Origin of the sequence: Saccharospirillum alexandrii, from assembly GCF_004000275.1 — a bacterium.
GTDB classification, from domain to species: domain Bacteria; phylum Pseudomonadota; class Gammaproteobacteria; order Pseudomonadales; family Natronospirillaceae; genus Saccharospirillum; species Saccharospirillum alexandrii.
In genome coordinates, this window is sequence record NZ_RCIP01000007.1 from 92,020 (window position 1) to 106,206 (window position 14,187).

The window sequence follows — 14,187 nt, forward strand, 5'->3', positions numbered from 1 at the left end:
TGGCGAGTTTTTCCCGAAGCGTGTTTTTTATCCGACTGGGTAATGCGGTTTTTGGTTGGGCCAGCGATATGAGTGGCGGCTGCCGGGTAGGTTCATACAGGGAAGTCCGCGGCATGGATGCTGCGGTCTAGGCCCCATGGATGGGTTCACGCCGACCCTGTATGAGCCTACCCGGTGGCCGTCACGGGCCCCTGGCAACAACTGGTATTCGGCGCGATTGGCTGTAAGTACACTTCTACCAAGGTAGTAAACTTCCATCCCAGCTTAAAAAAGCGCCACTGTCTTTAGGCTGGGCGTTGTCGATTAGCTGAGCCAGCCGCTGCCCGGTGTAATCCGGGCTGTGTAGCTGGCCTTCGGGCAGACGCTTTTGAAACGGAGCCGACAGCCTTGAATCGGTGGTGCCGGGGTGGAGGGTCAGCAGGGTGCTTTGCGGCAGGCGGTGACGCCATTCGATGGCAGTGGTGCGTACCAGCATGTTGAGGGCGGCCTTGCTGGCCCGGTAGCTGTACCAGCCGCCGAGCTTGTTGTCGCTGATGGACCCTACCTTGGCTGATATCACCGCCAGGGTGACAGCCTGATCTCGCCGGGCGCGGGTGGTGACGGTAGCGGCCAGTTCGCCAAAGGGTTGGGTGTTGGTGGCGACAGAGCGGGCAAACCAGTCTCGGTCGAAGCGAGTGATGCTTTTTTCGGGCTGATGCTCCGCATCGTGCAGAATGCCGGTACAGAGCACGATGGTCTCGGGCAGGTCGGGCCCCACGGCATCGAGCAGGTCATCGGCCCAGCCCGGCTGCAGCACATTGCAGGGCAGCCAGCGCAGGTGGCTCTGCCCGGCTGGCTCTGACGGGTGGTGCTGGTGGTAGGTTGCTATCCGTTCGCCCTGCTCCCAGGCCGCTAACAGGCCCTGGCCAACACCGCCGCTGGCACCGATGATCAGTTTCATGAAGACACTCCAATCAGAGCGGCGGCCGCAGGCACATGGCTGGCTGCAACACCCCAGCTTAACAAGGTGCGTAGTCGGCGGTAGTCGGGTGTGTAGATGGGGAAAAACCGGTCTTTTTCCTGCCACCAGAGTACCGGGTAGGCAATGCCCAGTAATACCAGAGCGATGCCGGCTGGTAGAAACAGGGCCAGCCAGGCAAGCAGGAAGTAGCCCATGGTGAGGTTGAGTGTGCGCCGGTTTCGCCGGGTATCCTGGCTAGCACTCTGCACCCAGAGGCTGCCGGACAGAAAGCTTAGAATCAGAGCGCTGAAACTGATGTACACCTCAACCCAGCTTGGGTTGATTAACAGCAACAGGGCACCTGCCCAGAAAAACAGCAGGCCACCGAGAGACCAGAACAGCAGGGTTTGGGTGGGTGTCATACGTCAGCCTCCGGGTCGTCGGGTAGGTTCAGGCGCAGCGGCACGCGCAGGGTGTTGTCGGTGTCGTCCAGACCAATCATTTCGCCAAACGCCGATCGATGAACCAGCTCTGCCTGGTCCAGCGGCAATTGCTGCAACAGGCTGCGCACGCCGGGCAATGACTTCAGTTGAAGCGCCCGACCTGCGTCGTCAGTCAGCAGGTGCCCGCGCTTATTGTCGAAGAGGTGAATCTGGTAAAAAGTGCCCATCAATGCCTCCACTTCCGCCAAGTGAAAGCGGGCGTTGTGCTGCCGGGCCTGTTTTAGGGTCAGTGACATTCTGGGTTCCATCAGGGTTGTCGGGGTATCTACGCATGCCTGGTGACTTCGGCTTACTCTGGAGCCGTTGGGATTATCGTGGTGTAATCAGGGTTCGGTGTTCAGGAGCCAGAACTATGAAGGTTGTTGCGGTTCACAGCCAAAAGGGCGGGGTGGGGAAGACCTCGATCACGCTGAATCTGGCTCATGAAGCCATGACCTATGGGTTTGAGACCCTGGTCATTGATCTCGATGCACAGGGGTCAGCCACGTTTCTGCTCGGTCAGGGTAATGCACCTAAACTGCGCGCCAAAGATTGGCTCAATGAACAAATTGACTGGAACCAGTTTATTGAAGCCACCCCCTATGACGGTGTTTTCATTCTTCCGGCGCGCAAGGGGTTGCGTAAACTCGATCGCCTGATGAGCGATGCCGTTTCCGACAAACACCTGAAGCAGCTGCTTAAATCACTCAAATCGCAGTTTGATCTGGTATTGCTCGATTGCCCCCCGGGGATCAATACCGTCACCGAACAGGCCTACCGCGCCGCCAACCTGGTGCTGGTGCCACTGACCCCGACGCCGCTGTGTTTGCAAAGTTATGCCGATCTGGCCGACTTTACCCGCGACATTAAGACTGACCCGAACAGAATGGCCCCCTTCTTTAATCGGGTTAACCAACGCCTGGCGTTGCATCGCCAGTGCCTGAAAACCTTCGCAGCCGGACAGGATTCACCGCCACTGGGCTGGGTGCGCTCGACGACACTGATGGAGCAGATGGCCATGAACAAACGAGCTGTAACCGACAGTCATCCTGAGCACCCGGTCTCCAGAGACCTCAGTGAGCTGTGGAAAGCCATTGTCCGCCGACTGGACCTGCACCATTAGCCAGTGGCTGACAGCAACGTCTAGGTTTTAACAGCAAACTGTAAGGAAAGTGTCGGTTGTACGACAAAGTCACATCATCCTTGTAGTCTTTGCTGTCTGAACCCTGAACCGTTCGTTGCCCGGCCGGTTACAGGCAAAAACACCAAAAACATCAGGGAAACGATCAATGGGAGAGTCCGTGCTGCCCGGGGAGGCGCCGGTTGAACAGTCAGCCGCGAGCCACTTAACCGACCCCGTATTTCTCGACGACTTGCGCCGGCAAATGCTCAAATTTGCTGTTCTGCAACTCGATAACGAGGCCCAGGCCGAAGATGCGGTACAAGAGGCACTGATCGGTGCCCTGAAGAACGTGGCTTCGTTCGAGCGAAAGGCAGCTTTGAAGACGTGGGTGTTCGCCATTCTGAAACACAAGATTACAGACCTGTTGCGCTACCGGCAACGCTGGGTGGATGTGGAAAAACCGTCGGATTCAGCCGATGACGAAACCCTCCCGTCGGTGTTCGACACTCGGGGCTTCTGGCATCAGGAAGATCGCCCTAATCGCTGGGCACAGCCGGTTGAAGCGATCGACGACGCTCATTTCTGGCGGGTTTTTGAAGTATGCCTTGAAGACCTGCCACCGGCACAGGGGCGGGTGTTTATGATGCGGGAATTTATTGAACTCGACAGTGATGAGATTTGTCAGTCGATTGATATCAGCGCCAGCAACCTGCATGTATTGCTACACAGGGCTCGGCTACGACTGCGCCGCTGTCTGGAAGAGCACTGGTTTTGTGAGGAAGCAGCGTCATGATGAATTGTGAACAGGCTACCCGGTTAATGTCGGATGGTCGCGAACGAGATCTGACGATTCGCGAGCGGGCGGCGATTAAAATGCACAACTTGTTGTGTGTCGGATGCAGGAATTTTAACGTTCAGGTGCATGACCTCGGTCGGATAGCGCGACGGTATGCTAAAGAACAAGGCGAGGAAACCACAAACAGCATCCGCGACTCAACGGGTCCCAGCAGTAAAGAATAGGGGGCTGTGAATCGGTTTAATGGCCGTGATTGCCGACCGGTTGGTCGAGGTAGTATTCAGGTTAATGGTCTGCCCGGCTCTGGAACGGATGCAGACCGGTGCCTTTACTGCTTACCAACGCCCAGTGAGGTTCGCCGCCGCATCGAATAGACCATCAATGACGTTATTTTTCAAAGAGTCCGTCTTTCTTTCCCAATCATTGTAATGAATTCCCCCTGCGCACGACTGAACAGTACGAGAACCTGATGTCACTGTTGACTCGGTTGCTGTCCGACTAACCCGAATAATGGGTATTGATAGATCAGCCAGGGGGAAAACCTATGAAATATACAACGTCTATTACCACCGCACTGCTTGCCGGTTCCGTTATGGCCATGTCTGGCCATTCAATGGCGAAACCGAATGATGGGTTGTCGATTGAATCAAACGCACCGGCAAACGTTCAGGAGAATTTCCAAAAGTGGATGGCCGGTGAACGGGTTGCTGGCCGTAATGACAAGTGTTTTGGCATCGCACTGGCGGGAGAAAATGACTGCGCTGCCGGTCCGGGCACCAGCTGCGAAGGGACAGCTACCCTCGACTATCAGGGTAATTCCTGGACCTATGTACCACGCGGTACCTGTGAATACATAGTGACACCCGATGGTGCAGCAGCGTTGTCTGCGCTGGATCGTAATATACCCTGAGCGCTCTGCAACGGGCTGGCCGGAACAGACCGATCAGTCCGTTGCAGCGTTTAGACATCACAGGTAGTTTGCATGTCGTTTCCTGAACAAAGACCCGGTTTCCACGACACTGTGGCGGCTGGTGTCAGTCTCAAACCCCAGCATTTCGAGCAGGCGATGGCCAGTCGCTTGCGCGGAATCTGGTATGAGGTGCATCCGGAAAACTATTTGATGCAGGGCGGACCGCGACGTCGCGGCTTGCGGCAAGTAGCCGCGGACCGCGACATCAGTTTTCACGGCGTCGGTGCTTCACTCGGTGGCCCGGATCTACCGGACGCCGATCACCTGAAAGCCATTCGTCAACTGGTTGATGACATCCAGCCCGTTCGGTTGTCGGAGCATGCCGTTTGGTCTTCGATCGATCAAACCTATCTCGCAGAACTGTTGCCACTGCCCCGAACCCAGCCAGTATTGTTGAACCTGGTCGCCGGTGTGGATGTCTATCAGTCTGCTATGGGTCGAACCATTTTGATTGAGAATCCGACCAATTATCTGACGGTTCACAGCGACATGGATGAAGCCGATTTCCTGTTGGAGGTGTCAGATCGGACCGGTTGCGGGCTCTTGTTGGACATCAATAATCTGTATCTTTCAGCGCACAACGTTGGCATTGATCCAAAGGCTTATATCAAGGCACTGCCACCAAAAAAAGTCGGGGAGATTCATATTGCCGGTTTTGATGCCGATCCGCAGTTTGGCCATCGCTTGTTGATCGACAGTCACGCCTCTGCCGTGGCTGACCCGGTCTGGTCGTTGCTCGATTATGCGCTGACGCATCTCGGTCCCAAGCCCGTATTGATTGAACGTGATGCCAACCTTCCGGAATTTTCGGTACTTGAGCAGGAAGTGCACAGAGCGCAACGTATGCTCGACCGTCTAAGGGAGCTTGATCATGCATGACCCTTATCGCGGCTTGGGTGATTTTGTGCTGAATGGCCAGGCGGATGGGTTGCATCAGGTGTTTTCCGGCCCGCAGCCAGAACAGGTCGCTATCCTGTATCGCAATGGCTACTTACGAGCCTGCCGCGAAGCGTTGCAAGCTCGCTTTCCGGCAGTCGCGTCAGTGATGGGAGACGTCGAGTTTCGCAAAGTGTGTTCTGCCTATGTGCAGGCGTCGCCGCCCAGGCAGCGAACCCTGACCAGGTATGGCGTCGATTTTCCCGACTGGCTTTCTACTGAAGACTGTACACAAGCAAACCCGGGCCTGGTTGATCTGGCGCGGCTAGATGGTGCCTGGCTCGATTGCCTGTTTGGCCTGGATGAAAGCCCCCTAACCTCGTTGCAATTGAACCAGCTTATTCAATCGGGCGGTGGTTTTCCGGTGTCATTGCGGCTGCCGCGCAATGCGCGTGTGGTCGCGCTGGGTTGTTCGGTGTTCGATGTTTGGATGTCCATTCGACAGGGAGAAGGCGGCGTAGCGCTACCGACTCAACCGGAGCCCGGCCATGCCTTGTTCTGGCGTCCGGATATGACGGTGTTCAGCCGCCAGCTCGATGCCTGGGAAGCCCGTTTTTATCTGAGTTTTCAGGCGACCGATAGCCTGGACGAAGCGGCTGAACATTTCCTGCCGGCAACAGCAAATGATCGTGATGGGCCGATTACCCTGGAAAAGTATTTTGCCCGGCTTATTGAGTCTGGGTTACTGATCGTTGGAGACTAGAGCGATGAGCATTGTGGTGCGGGTCCAGCAGGGGTATCAACGTGGCACACGGCTTTTGTCGATTTACATGGAGCCCTTGGGGTTGCTATTGATGCGGTTGCTGGTGGCGCGTGTCTTTTTGCAGTCAGGCCTGTCGAAATGGCATGGCTGGTTTGACTTTAACGACACCAAATACGATTTGTTTCTCTACGAGTTTTTCTGCCCGGATCCGGTTCGACCCGGTGCCTTGCTGCTGTGTGATCCGGTAACGCTCGATTACCAGAGCGGGTCCCTCACCGTCGAGTTGATTGAATCGCTGGCCTTACTTGCCGGTATTGCTGAGGTGGTTTTGCCCGTTTTGCTGATTGTGGGTCTGCTGACTCGACCGGCAGCGCTTGGGCTGATCGCGATGACGCTGTTTATCCAACTGGCGGTGTTCCCAACCTGGGGTCACTGGTGGAACCCGGCTGCCTGGTGGTTTGTGGTCTTGTTCGGTGTGTTTGCCGTAGGTCCTGGTGCGTTATCGCTCGACCGACTATTCAAGCTGGAGAATCGGCGGACGTGATCTGCTTGCCGCGATCAATCACTTCGCCTTTGCGCCACATTCGCCATTCATGAGGCTCATAACGGTCCCAGCGCTCGTCCACCGTCAACGGCTCGGTGGCAATCACGCTGACCACATCGGACGGGGTTGTGACGGTGCCAAAGTCGACCGTAACATCGGCGTCCTGCAGGCGGGCGGGGCCAAAGGGGGAGCGTCGGGTAATGGCCGCCATTTTCGTGGTGCAATAGGTGAACAGCCAGTCACCATTGCTGAGCAACAGGTTGAAGACCCCCAGCTTTGAATAGGCATCGCTGTGTTTTACCAGAAACCGGGTCAGGGTTGTCAGGTCGACATCTCGGTCCAGCGAAGAGCGGATGGCGTTCATCAGATCGCAAAACAGGGCTTCGCTGTCGGTTGTCCCCACGGGTTCGTAAATACCCGGGCGGGGTTCGAACTGGTTTAGCTGGCCATTGTGTGCGAATGTCCAGTAGCGGCCCCAGAGTTCACGCTGGAACGGGTGGGTGTTGGCCAGGCAGACATCACCGACATTCGCCTGGCGAATGTGGCAAATGGCAATTTCGCTTTTGATCGGGTGCGTTTGCACCATGCGTGCAATGTCGGACTGGGCGCTGGCCCGGCTCTCGTGAAACGTCTGGACACCCCGGCCTTCATAAAAGGCAACGCCCCAGCCATCCTTGTGTGGGCCGGAGTCGCCGCCGCGTCGGGTGAGTTCGGTAAAACTGAAGCAGAGATCGGTTGGGGTATTGGCACTCATGCCCAAAAGTTCACACATGACGGTCGCCTTTCTGCCATCAAACAAGGTGGCTGAAGTGTACCAGTTGGCTGATGGCCCGTCTTCTTCAGGGGCCTTTGAAGGACCTGAGCTGATTGCAGGAAGTCGAACCCAATACATGTTAAAAGAGAGAAACAACTCGTGAAAAAGAAAGTTTCGATTGTTGTCGTGATTGCCATGGCCATCATTGCGTTTTTTGTATTCGACTTGCAGCAATGGCTGACGCTGGAGGGCCTGAACGCAGGCCAGGCTCAATTTGAAGCCTGGCTGAATGAACACCCGGTCTTGGTCAGCGCCGCCTACTTCGGGATTTATGTGATAGTGACTGCCTTGTCGCTGCCGGGTGCCACCATCATGACGCTGGCCGGCGGCGCCTTGTTCGGGCTTGCCTGGGGTCTGTTACTGGTGTCTTTTGCCAGCACGCTGGGAGCAACACTGGCGTTTCTGGTGGCCCGCTATCTGTTGAAAGATGCGGTACAAGCCAGGTTTGGTGAGCGTCTCTCGGCGATCAACCGGGGTGTTGAAGAAGAGGGTGGTTTTTACCTGTTTACGCTGCGTCTGGTGCCCGCCTTCCCGTTTTTTCTGATCAACTTGCTGATGGGCCTGACACCGATCAAGGCCTGGACTTTTTATTGGGTGAGCCAGTTGGGCATGCTGGCAGGTACGCTGGTGTATGTTAATGCAGGCACCCAACTGGGCCAGCTGGAAAGTCTCTCGGGCATTCTGTCTCCCAGTTTGCTGATTTCATTCACCCTCTTAGGTCTGTTTCCGCTGGTGGCCAAAAAGGCAATGACACTGATCCGTGCACGGCGAGCGGCGGGCTAATGCCTGGTTTGAATGGTGTCAGTGTGGCTGACAGTCGTAAACAGGTGGGAAAGGGACTCCTGAACGGCAAAAAAGGGGCGCTAGTCGCCCCTTTAGACGATGGAATGCTGCTGATAACAATCAGAAGTCTACGAACTGTACGCTGTTGCTGTTCCGCTCGAACACATTGATTTTACCGCACTGCGCCATGTGGTTGCCCGAGTTGTAAGGGGTGCCACTCTGGCTGATGTTGCCTTCCCAGCCGGGCCCGTTTGAGATGTAGCTTTTCAGTTCAAACCAGCCGTTGACGGTGTTTGCGCAATCCATTTGCACATCCAGCATCCAGTAGTGATCGCCGTAGGTGTTCAGTGCCGATTCGCCGTAGCCATCGACCGGTACGGTGCGCAGTGGCCCCCAGCTGGATGGCCAGTTGCTGGTGGTCCAGTCCATGGCGGTGCCTTCGGCACCAGCACCCTGGTTGGCTTCAAGGCCATACCAGTCGAGGTACAGGTCGCCACTCTTCCAGGAAGCCGTAGTGCCGTTCAGCAGGTTGTTGTGCTGAATGCGAATCGCACACTCGGTGTTCCAAGTCTGGCAATTACGGCCGAGGCTGGTGTTTGCATGGTTGTGATCGATGCCGCCGCGAATGAACATGTCTTGTCCGGCATCCGTAGGGCCGTACATGAAGATCACCGTGCGCTGGAAGTCGCCGGATTCCTCCACCTGCAAGTAGTTATTGATGAATTGTTCATAGCGGTACTGGCCGGTGCCACCGGTAGCTACCTGATTGATCCGCAACACCGTCATGCCGCTGTAGCTGGCGTAATCGAAGGCGTTCTCGATGTTGTCCCAGCCCGTGTCGGTGGTTGCACCGCCGGCCAGCGCGTTTTCGCCCTTGATCGGTACGCCCTGCGCTTCGGCTTCTTCGGCCACCCAGAACACCAGCGTTTGCGCCAGCGACTGGCCGTTGCCGTTGGGATCATCGTTCATTTCAAGAGCGGTAAAATGCAGCACGATACCGCGCGGTTCGTTCTGGTAGCTCGCGGCCACACCGACAATATCGGCATAGCCATGGCCGGTTGCCGGGCTGTTGAGGTCGATGTCTGAAGGAATCAGACCGGCCGCAATTTCTGCGCTGCGCCTGGTGTTATCAGTGGCCGACATTTTCCAGTGAATACCCGGAATCTTCATGCCCAGTTCAATGTCGGCGAAGGCGCCGTCGAAGCCGGTGAGGGCTGTGTCCATCATGTTGTAGCCATGGCCCATCAGGCTGTCGTGGTACCAGCGCACGAAATCACGGCCGTATTGAGTGTTGAAGTGCTCGCCATTGGTGACAAAGCTACCCGCGTTAGAAGGCGGGTTAATGTCGCTGACCTGGCCGAGTGAAAAGCCCCAGGCATTATTAACCCCCGAAAGACTGCCGTACTTATTGACCGCCCAGTTGCGAAAGTCCGACTTGGCTGGCTCGCTGTATGACTGAAAGCCACCGCGGGTTGGGTAACCGGTGCCGGTGTCGTGACTGTTGTAGGAGGGGTAGCGCAGTTCGCCCGCTGGGCCCATCGAAATGTTGATTTCGTCAATGTCGCTGGCCAGGTAACTATACCGCGCCTCGAAGGCTTCCATGAATTCCTGATACTCGCTGAGCACGTAGCTGTCGGCCCATAATGAAACAGTTTCAACGGATTCGTTGCCTTGCTCGCTCTTGTAGCGCAAGTCGGAGGCTGGTACCGGGTAGTGGTTCCAGATCCACCCCGGAATCGGGATGTTGCAGGTATCGCCCACATTACCGCCGCATTGGTGAAACGACATGATCGGTACGATATCCAGGCCTGCGTTGGTGATGCGACCGAATAAATCGTCGTAGTAGCTCCAGTCAAATTGCTGGTCACCGGCGCCTTCGACCTTGCCCCACCAGACATCGACCGAGACGGCCGTAACCCCCATGGCGTTGGCCGTGGCCATCTGGTTTTCAAAGGCGCCGTAGTTGTCGACTTCCAGCGGCGCCATGACGTTAGCGGATTGCGCCATGTCGGCCAGTGCCGGTGCGGACACTGCGCACAGGGCGAGAGTAGCGCCCAGGGTACAGCTCAGGAGCGAACGGGAACGCTGCGTTGCGTGCATGATGATTACCTCTTTTTGTTGTTGTCGGTGAATGGATTAATGAGCCTAACTGCCGGATAAGCCAGCCTGAAGTATCCACATTCGGCGTGCGCTGTAATCCACTTGGGGGGCGTAATTTGAGGGGGGTTGGGTATTGGAAGGGTGGCCGGGCTCAGTGGACTCCCCGGCAGCGCCCGGTTATTGTGGCCATCCGTTCTCGTTCCATCTGCCTGATTGCGTTGAGGAAACCATGCCGCTGTTGTATTTCCTGGCCCCGCTGGGGACTGTACTTATCTGGTCCGGCAACATGACCATCAATCAGTTGACGGTTGGGGCGATCGCACCCAGTAGCATCGCCTTTTTACGCTGGTTGCTTGCCTGGCTGATTCTGACGCCCCTGTTTCTGCCCCAGGCCTGGAAACACCGGGCGACGATTCGCCGCGAATGGCCCAAACTGGCCTTTCTGGGGTTGCTGGGCATGGCGCTCTGGCAGGGGCTGGCCTACGTGGCGGCCGAAACCACCTCGGCCACCAACATGGGTATTCTGGCGGCCATGGTGCCCTTGCTGACCGTGTTGCTCAGCGCCCTGATTCTGCGCGAACCACCCACCCGGGGCGGTATTCTGGGTGGGCTGGTTGCCCTGATCGGTGTGTCGGTGTTGCTGGGTCGGGGTAACCCTTTGGTACTGTTTGATTTGAACGTAGCGGCGGGCGATGCGCTGATGGTCGTTGCCGCCACTTGCTACGCCCTCTATGGCGTGATGCTCAAGCGCTGGCCTTTCGATCTGCCCCCCTGGGTATTGCTTTATGCCCAGGTCTGCTTCGCCGTGTTGTTTCTGTTGCCGGGTTATTTGCTAGGGCCGATGACGCCGGTAGATGGCAGCAACGTCTGGCTGATTCTCTACGCGGGCATTCCGGCGTCCATTATCACCACCTTCCTGTGGATGCGCGCCATACGCCAGATAGGCGCCAGCCAGGCCAGCATCTTCATCAACCTGATGCCGCTGTTCAGCGCGCTTATTGCCATGGTGTTTCTGGGGGAACGAGTGGCCTTGTTTCATCTGGTCGGCGGCGTTCTGGTGCTGGCCGGTGTGGTGATGGCCCAGACACTGACGCAGCCGTTCAGAGCACCAGTACGCTCCGGGGATCCGTTTTGAACGGTGCGTACAGCTAAAAAACTCAAGTTTCGGAATTCGCGGTTGGCTTTGTTGCCAGTCGCTCGCACTGGCCACCAGGTAGGGCTATCGAGGGTCGGCGTAAACCTGTCCATGGCGGTCCGACGATTCGGGCCTGTTGCTGCGGACCACCCTCGATAGCCCTACCTGGCATCCAGTGCTAATCCTTTGCTAGCGAACTCCGAAACATGAGTAAAGAATCCACCTACTGTCACTCGGCTTCTTTCAAGGGAGCCCGGCTCATCTGGTTAACCCCGGCTGTCGCTTTCTGCAGCAGCCTGACGAATTCCGCCTGCTCTCTCTCATCGAGGCCACTGAGCACTTGCAACTGTGCTTCCTCTACCACAGGCGCTAAGCGGTGCAAGGTGGTTACTCCCAATTCGGTCAGCTTTAAAACTCTGGCTCGGCGGTCTGTAGCGCTGACCTCCCTGACCAGATACTGCTTTTGCACCAGTCGGTCTACCACGCCTCCGATGGTGGTTCGGTCATAGGCGATCAGGCCTGCCAGGGTCACCTGGTCGATGCCCGGCTGGGCTTCTATTTTTGCCAGGGCCGCATACTGTACGGGTGTGAGGTCGAAGCCCAGTTCTGCGACCCGGGCGTGAAAGATGGCCACTGATGCCTGGTGGTAGCGGCGTATCAGGTGCCCGGGCATGGTGTTGACGTCGGTCATTCAGGAACTCTCATTCAGGAACGCCCATTAAGGCGATAATTGACAAGCATACTGATGATCAGCATACTGACTATATTGTTTTATAGATCAAGACACAGGGTGTCGCCGTCCGCTCAGTCTCGTTGTGAGGCTGAACACGGGTCCAAAAAACCACAGAGAAGCCGAGAATAGGCGTTGGGGAGGGGGTATGCAATTTCATCTGGATGGGTTCAATGCCGGAGATCCGCGGGTGCAGGCACCGTCAGAGTCGGCGAAAACCAACCCTCAAACCGATTCCCTGCCCGAGCAGGTCGATGTGCTCATCGTTGGGTGCGGACCGGCCGGGTTGACGCTGGCCGCCCAACTGGCCGCCTTTCCGGATATTCGTACGCGCATCATCGAACAAAAAGAGGGCCCGCTGCAGCTGGGCCAGGCCGATGGCGTCGCCTGCCGCACCATGGAAATGTTCGAGGCCTTTGGCTTCAGTCGGCAGGTGATGGAAGAGGCCTACTGGGTTAACGAAGTGACCTTCTGGAAGCCGGATACAAAACGTCCGGAACACATCGTACGCAATGGCCGGGTGCAGGATACCGAAGACGGGTTGTCAGAATTCCCGCATGTGATACTGAACCAGGCGCGGGTGCATGATTTTTATCTGGAGGTTATGAAAAACAGCCCCAGCCGGTTGGTACCGGATTATTCACGTAGCCTGGTGGACGTTGACGTTGACCGAACGGCAACGGATTACCCGGTAACCGTGCGCGTTGCCAGAACCGATGGGGTGCATCTGGGGCAGGAAGAGTGCGTTCGGGCACGCTATGTCGTCGGCTGCGATGGCGCCCGCAGTGCGGTGCGCAAGTCGATCGGACGCGAGCTGCGTGGCGATTCGGCGAATCAGGCCTGGGGCGTCATGGACGTTCTGGCCGTGACGGACTTCCCGGATATACGGCTCAAAGCAGCGATTCATTCGGCCACCGAGGGCAATGTGCTGATTATTCCGCGCGAAGGCGGTTATTTGGTGCGGCTTTATGTGGAACTCGACAAATTGAACGAGAACGAGCGGGTTGCCAGCCGGAACATTACTGTGGATCACCTTATTGCTGCGGCGCAGCGGGTGCTGCATCCCTACACGCTCGACGTAAAGGAGGTCGCCTGGTGGTCGGTCTATGAGATAGGGCAGCGCATCAGTGACCATTATGACGACGTGGCCGGACGCGGTGACGACGCAGCCTTGCCACACGTATTCATTGCGGGCGATGCCTGTCATACGCACAGCCCCAAAGCCGGGCAGGGCATGAACTTCTCGATGCAGGATACCTTCAATCTGGGCTGGAAACTGGCCTCGGTATTGCGCGGCCAGGCTGCGCCGGAACTGCTACACAGTTATTCGGCTGAACGTCAGACAGTGGCTCAGGAGCTGATCGACTTCGATCGCACCTGGGCCAGAATGTTCAGCGACCGGCCCAGTGAAGGCGGTGAAGGCGGGGTTGACCCCAAGGCGTTTGAGCAGTACTTCGTCAAGCAGGGCCGGTTTACCGCAGGCACTGAAACGCATTACCAGCCATCGATGATTACAGGCGATTCGACGCATCAGGCACTGGCGGAAGGCTTCACCATTGGCAAGCGGTTTCATTCCGCCCCGGTCGTCCGCCTGGCGGATGCGCGCCCGCAGCATCTTGGGCACGTGGCCAAGGCTGATGGCCGCTGGCGCTTGTACGCCTTTGCTGGCAAGCATGACAGCGGCGGCACTGAATCAGGTATTAGAGCACTGTGCGAGTACCTGACCGACTCACCGGCTTCACCGTTGCGGCGGTTCACCCCGGCGGGTTGTGATGTTGATTCGGTCTTTGATGTAAGGGCTATTTTTCAACAGTCGCACCGCGATCTGGTGCTCGAATCGATGCCTGCCCTGTTGTTACCGCGCAAAGGCCACTACGGGCTGCAAGATTATGAAAAAATATTCTGTGCAGAACTGAATGGCGAACAGGACATCTTCGATGTGCGCGGGATCAACCGCGCACAGGGCTGTCTGGTCATCGTGCGTCCGGACCAGTATGTCGCCCAGGTGTTGCCGCTGAATGCCCGGCAAGGCCTGGCAGACTTCTTTGATGGATTCATGCTGCAACCGTCATAATGGAACCGACAGAATAGGCCCGGCTTTGTGCCATTGCACCGGTGGTCGCTCTACCGT

The 14,187-nt window shown here is 57.0% G+C and carries 16 protein-coding genes; 10 read left to right on the forward strand and 6 right to left on the reverse strand.

Features of this window, described 5'->3' with window-relative positions; all coding sequences use genetic code 11:
• Nucleotides 1-235 precede the first annotated feature (235 nt).
• From EP166_RS20555 to EP166_RS21205, 3 genes are read right to left on the reverse strand one after another with little or no spacing between them, the layout of a single operon-like run.
• Nucleotides 236-940 (reverse strand): SDR family oxidoreductase, encoded by a 705-nt coding sequence (locus EP166_RS20555; protein WP_127560648.1) that lies wholly within the window; start codon nt 938-940, stop codon nt 236-238.
• A complete protein-coding gene (locus tag EP166_RS20560) occupies nt 937-1,362 on the reverse strand; it encodes a DUF3429 family protein (RefSeq protein ID WP_127560650.1) in 426 nt (141 codons plus the stop codon). The genes EP166_RS20555 and EP166_RS20560 overlap by 4 nt, the downstream gene beginning before the upstream one ends.
• Nucleotides 1,359-1,679 (reverse strand): DUF6482 family protein, encoded by a 321-nt coding sequence (locus EP166_RS21205; protein WP_164744042.1) that lies wholly within the window; start codon nt 1,677-1,679, stop codon nt 1,359-1,361. The genes EP166_RS20560 and EP166_RS21205 overlap by 4 nt, the downstream gene beginning before the upstream one ends.
• 116 nt (nt 1,680-1,795) lie before the next feature.
• On the opposite strand from EP166_RS21205, the gene EP166_RS21210 reads away from it, so the two are divergent.
• From EP166_RS21210 to EP166_RS20590, 7 genes are all read left to right on the forward strand, one after another.
• The gene (locus EP166_RS21210) at nt 1,796-2,545 is read left to right on the forward strand and encodes a ParA family protein (protein WP_164744043.1); all 750 of its coding nucleotides are present in this window, start codon (nt 1,796-1,798) and stop codon (nt 2,543-2,545) included.
• 166 nt (nt 2,546-2,711) lie between these two features.
• Nucleotides 2,712-3,338: an RNA polymerase factor sigma-70 gene (locus EP166_RS20570; protein ID WP_127560654.1), complete on the forward strand. Its 627-nt coding sequence runs from the start codon at nt 2,712-2,714 to the stop codon at nt 3,336-3,338.
• Between the two features lie 26 nt (nt 3,339-3,364).
• Nucleotides 3,365-3,565, forward strand: coding sequence for a hypothetical protein (locus tag EP166_RS21845; protein ID WP_484336711.1), 201 nt, complete (start codon nt 3,365-3,367; stop codon nt 3,563-3,565).
• 320 nt (nt 3,566-3,885) lie between these two features.
• Nucleotides 3,886-4,251 carry a BufA1 family periplasmic bufferin-type metallophore gene (locus tag EP166_RS20575; protein ID WP_127560656.1) on the forward strand — a complete coding sequence of 122 codons (366 nt, stop codon included), beginning with the start codon at nt 3,886-3,888 and terminating at the stop codon, nt 4,249-4,251.
• 72 nt (nt 4,252-4,323) lie between these two features.
• Complete coding sequence (bufB, locus tag EP166_RS20580) at nt 4,324-5,190, forward strand: MNIO family bufferin maturase (RefSeq protein WP_127560658.1); 867 nt, start codon at nt 4,324-4,326, stop codon at nt 5,188-5,190.
• Nucleotides 5,183-5,950, forward strand: coding sequence for an HvfC/BufC N-terminal domain-containing protein (locus tag EP166_RS20585; RefSeq protein WP_127560660.1), 768 nt, complete (start codon nt 5,183-5,185; stop codon nt 5,948-5,950). The genes bufB and EP166_RS20585 overlap by 8 nt, the downstream gene beginning before the upstream one ends.
• 4 nt (nt 5,951-5,954) lie before the next feature.
• Nucleotides 5,955-6,494, forward strand: a complete 540-nt coding sequence (locus tag EP166_RS20590) for a DoxX family protein (protein WP_127560662.1) — start codon at nt 5,955-5,957, stop codon at nt 6,492-6,494.
• Here EP166_RS20590 and EP166_RS20595 read toward each other — a convergent pair.
• The gene (locus tag EP166_RS20595) at nt 6,469-7,266 is read right to left on the reverse strand and encodes a class II glutamine amidotransferase (protein WP_127560664.1); all 798 of its coding nucleotides are present in this window, start codon (nt 7,264-7,266) and stop codon (nt 6,469-6,471) included. The genes EP166_RS20590 and EP166_RS20595 overlap by 26 nt on opposite strands.
• Before the next feature lie 141 nt (nt 7,267-7,407).
• On the opposite strand from EP166_RS20595, the gene EP166_RS20600 reads away from it, so the two are divergent.
• The gene (locus EP166_RS20600) at nt 7,408-8,091 is read left to right on the forward strand and encodes a TVP38/TMEM64 family protein (protein ID WP_342775667.1); all 684 of its coding nucleotides are present in this window, start codon (nt 7,408-7,410) and stop codon (nt 8,089-8,091) included.
• Between the two features lie 120 nt (nt 8,092-8,211).
• On the opposite strand, the gene EP166_RS20610 is transcribed toward EP166_RS20600, so the two are convergent.
• The gene (locus tag EP166_RS20610; RefSeq protein WP_220432664.1) at nt 8,212-10,191 is read right to left on the reverse strand and encodes a family 14 glycosylhydrolase; all 1,980 of its coding nucleotides are present in this window, start codon (nt 10,189-10,191) and stop codon (nt 8,212-8,214) included.
• A gap of 229 nt (nt 10,192-10,420) precedes the next feature.
• Here EP166_RS20610 and EP166_RS20615 point away from each other — a divergent pair, with 229 nt between their 5' ends.
• Nucleotides 10,421-11,326, forward strand: coding sequence for a DMT family transporter (locus tag EP166_RS20615; RefSeq protein ID WP_127560666.1), 906 nt, complete (start codon nt 10,421-10,423; stop codon nt 11,324-11,326).
• Nucleotides 11,327-11,555: 229 nt separating this feature from the next.
• On the opposite strand, the gene EP166_RS20620 is transcribed toward EP166_RS20615, so the two are convergent.
• Entirely contained in the window at nt 11,556-12,017 is a 462-nt protein-coding gene (locus tag EP166_RS20620; protein WP_127560668.1) for a MarR family winged helix-turn-helix transcriptional regulator, read from the reverse strand.
• Nucleotides 12,018-12,204: 187 nt separating this feature from the next.
• Here EP166_RS20620 and EP166_RS20625 point away from each other — a divergent pair, with 187 nt between their 5' ends.
• Nucleotides 12,205-14,130, forward strand: a complete 1,926-nt coding sequence (locus EP166_RS20625; RefSeq protein WP_127560670.1) for an FAD-binding monooxygenase — start codon at nt 12,205-12,207, stop codon at nt 14,128-14,130.
• Nucleotides 14,131-14,187 lie beyond the last annotated feature (57 nt).

What these genes read in the sequence shown, in the direction of transcription:
- EP166_RS20555 (WP_127560648.1), bottom strand. Translation starts at nt 940, where the DNA reads ATGAAACTGATCATCGGTGCCAGCGGCGGTGTTGGCCAGGGCCTGTTA.
- EP166_RS20560 (WP_127560650.1), bottom strand. Translation starts at nt 1,362, where the DNA reads ATGACACCCACCCAAACCCTGCTGTTCTGGTCTCTCGGTGGCCTGCTG.
- EP166_RS21205 (WP_164744042.1), bottom strand. Translation starts at nt 1,679, where the DNA reads ATGTCACTGACCCTAAAACAGGCCCGGCAGCACAACGCCCGCTTTCAC.
- EP166_RS21210 (WP_164744043.1), top strand. Translation starts at nt 1,796, where the DNA reads ATGAAGGTTGTTGCGGTTCACAGCCAAAAGGGCGGGGTGGGGAAGACC.
- EP166_RS20570 (WP_127560654.1), top strand. Translation starts at nt 2,712, where the DNA reads ATGGGAGAGTCCGTGCTGCCCGGGGAGGCGCCGGTTGAACAGTCAGCC.
- EP166_RS21845 (WP_484336711.1), top strand. Translation starts at nt 3,365, where the DNA reads ATGTCGGATGGTCGCGAACGAGATCTGACGATTCGCGAGCGGGCGGCG.
- EP166_RS20575 (WP_127560656.1), top strand. Translation starts at nt 3,886, where the DNA reads ATGAAATATACAACGTCTATTACCACCGCACTGCTTGCCGGTTCCGTT.
- bufB (WP_127560658.1), top strand. Translation starts at nt 4,324, where the DNA reads ATGTCGTTTCCTGAACAAAGACCCGGTTTCCACGACACTGTGGCGGCT.
- EP166_RS20585 (WP_127560660.1), top strand. Translation starts at nt 5,183, where the DNA reads ATGCATGACCCTTATCGCGGCTTGGGTGATTTTGTGCTGAATGGCCAG.
- EP166_RS20590 (WP_127560662.1), top strand. Translation starts at nt 5,955, where the DNA reads ATGAGCATTGTGGTGCGGGTCCAGCAGGGGTATCAACGTGGCACACGG.
- EP166_RS20595 (WP_127560664.1), bottom strand. Translation starts at nt 7,266, where the DNA reads ATGTGTGAACTTTTGGGCATGAGTGCCAATACCCCAACCGATCTCTGC.
- EP166_RS20610 (WP_220432664.1), bottom strand. Translation starts at nt 10,191, where the DNA reads ATGCACGCAACGCAGCGTTCCCGTTCGCTCCTGAGCTGTACCCTGGGC.
- EP166_RS20615 (WP_127560666.1), top strand. Translation starts at nt 10,421, where the DNA reads ATGCCGCTGTTGTATTTCCTGGCCCCGCTGGGGACTGTACTTATCTGG.
- EP166_RS20620 (WP_127560668.1), bottom strand. Translation starts at nt 12,017, where the DNA reads ATGACCGACGTCAACACCATGCCCGGGCACCTGATACGCCGCTACCAC.
- EP166_RS20625 (WP_127560670.1), top strand. Translation starts at nt 12,205, where the DNA reads ATGCAATTTCATCTGGATGGGTTCAATGCCGGAGATCCGCGGGTGCAG.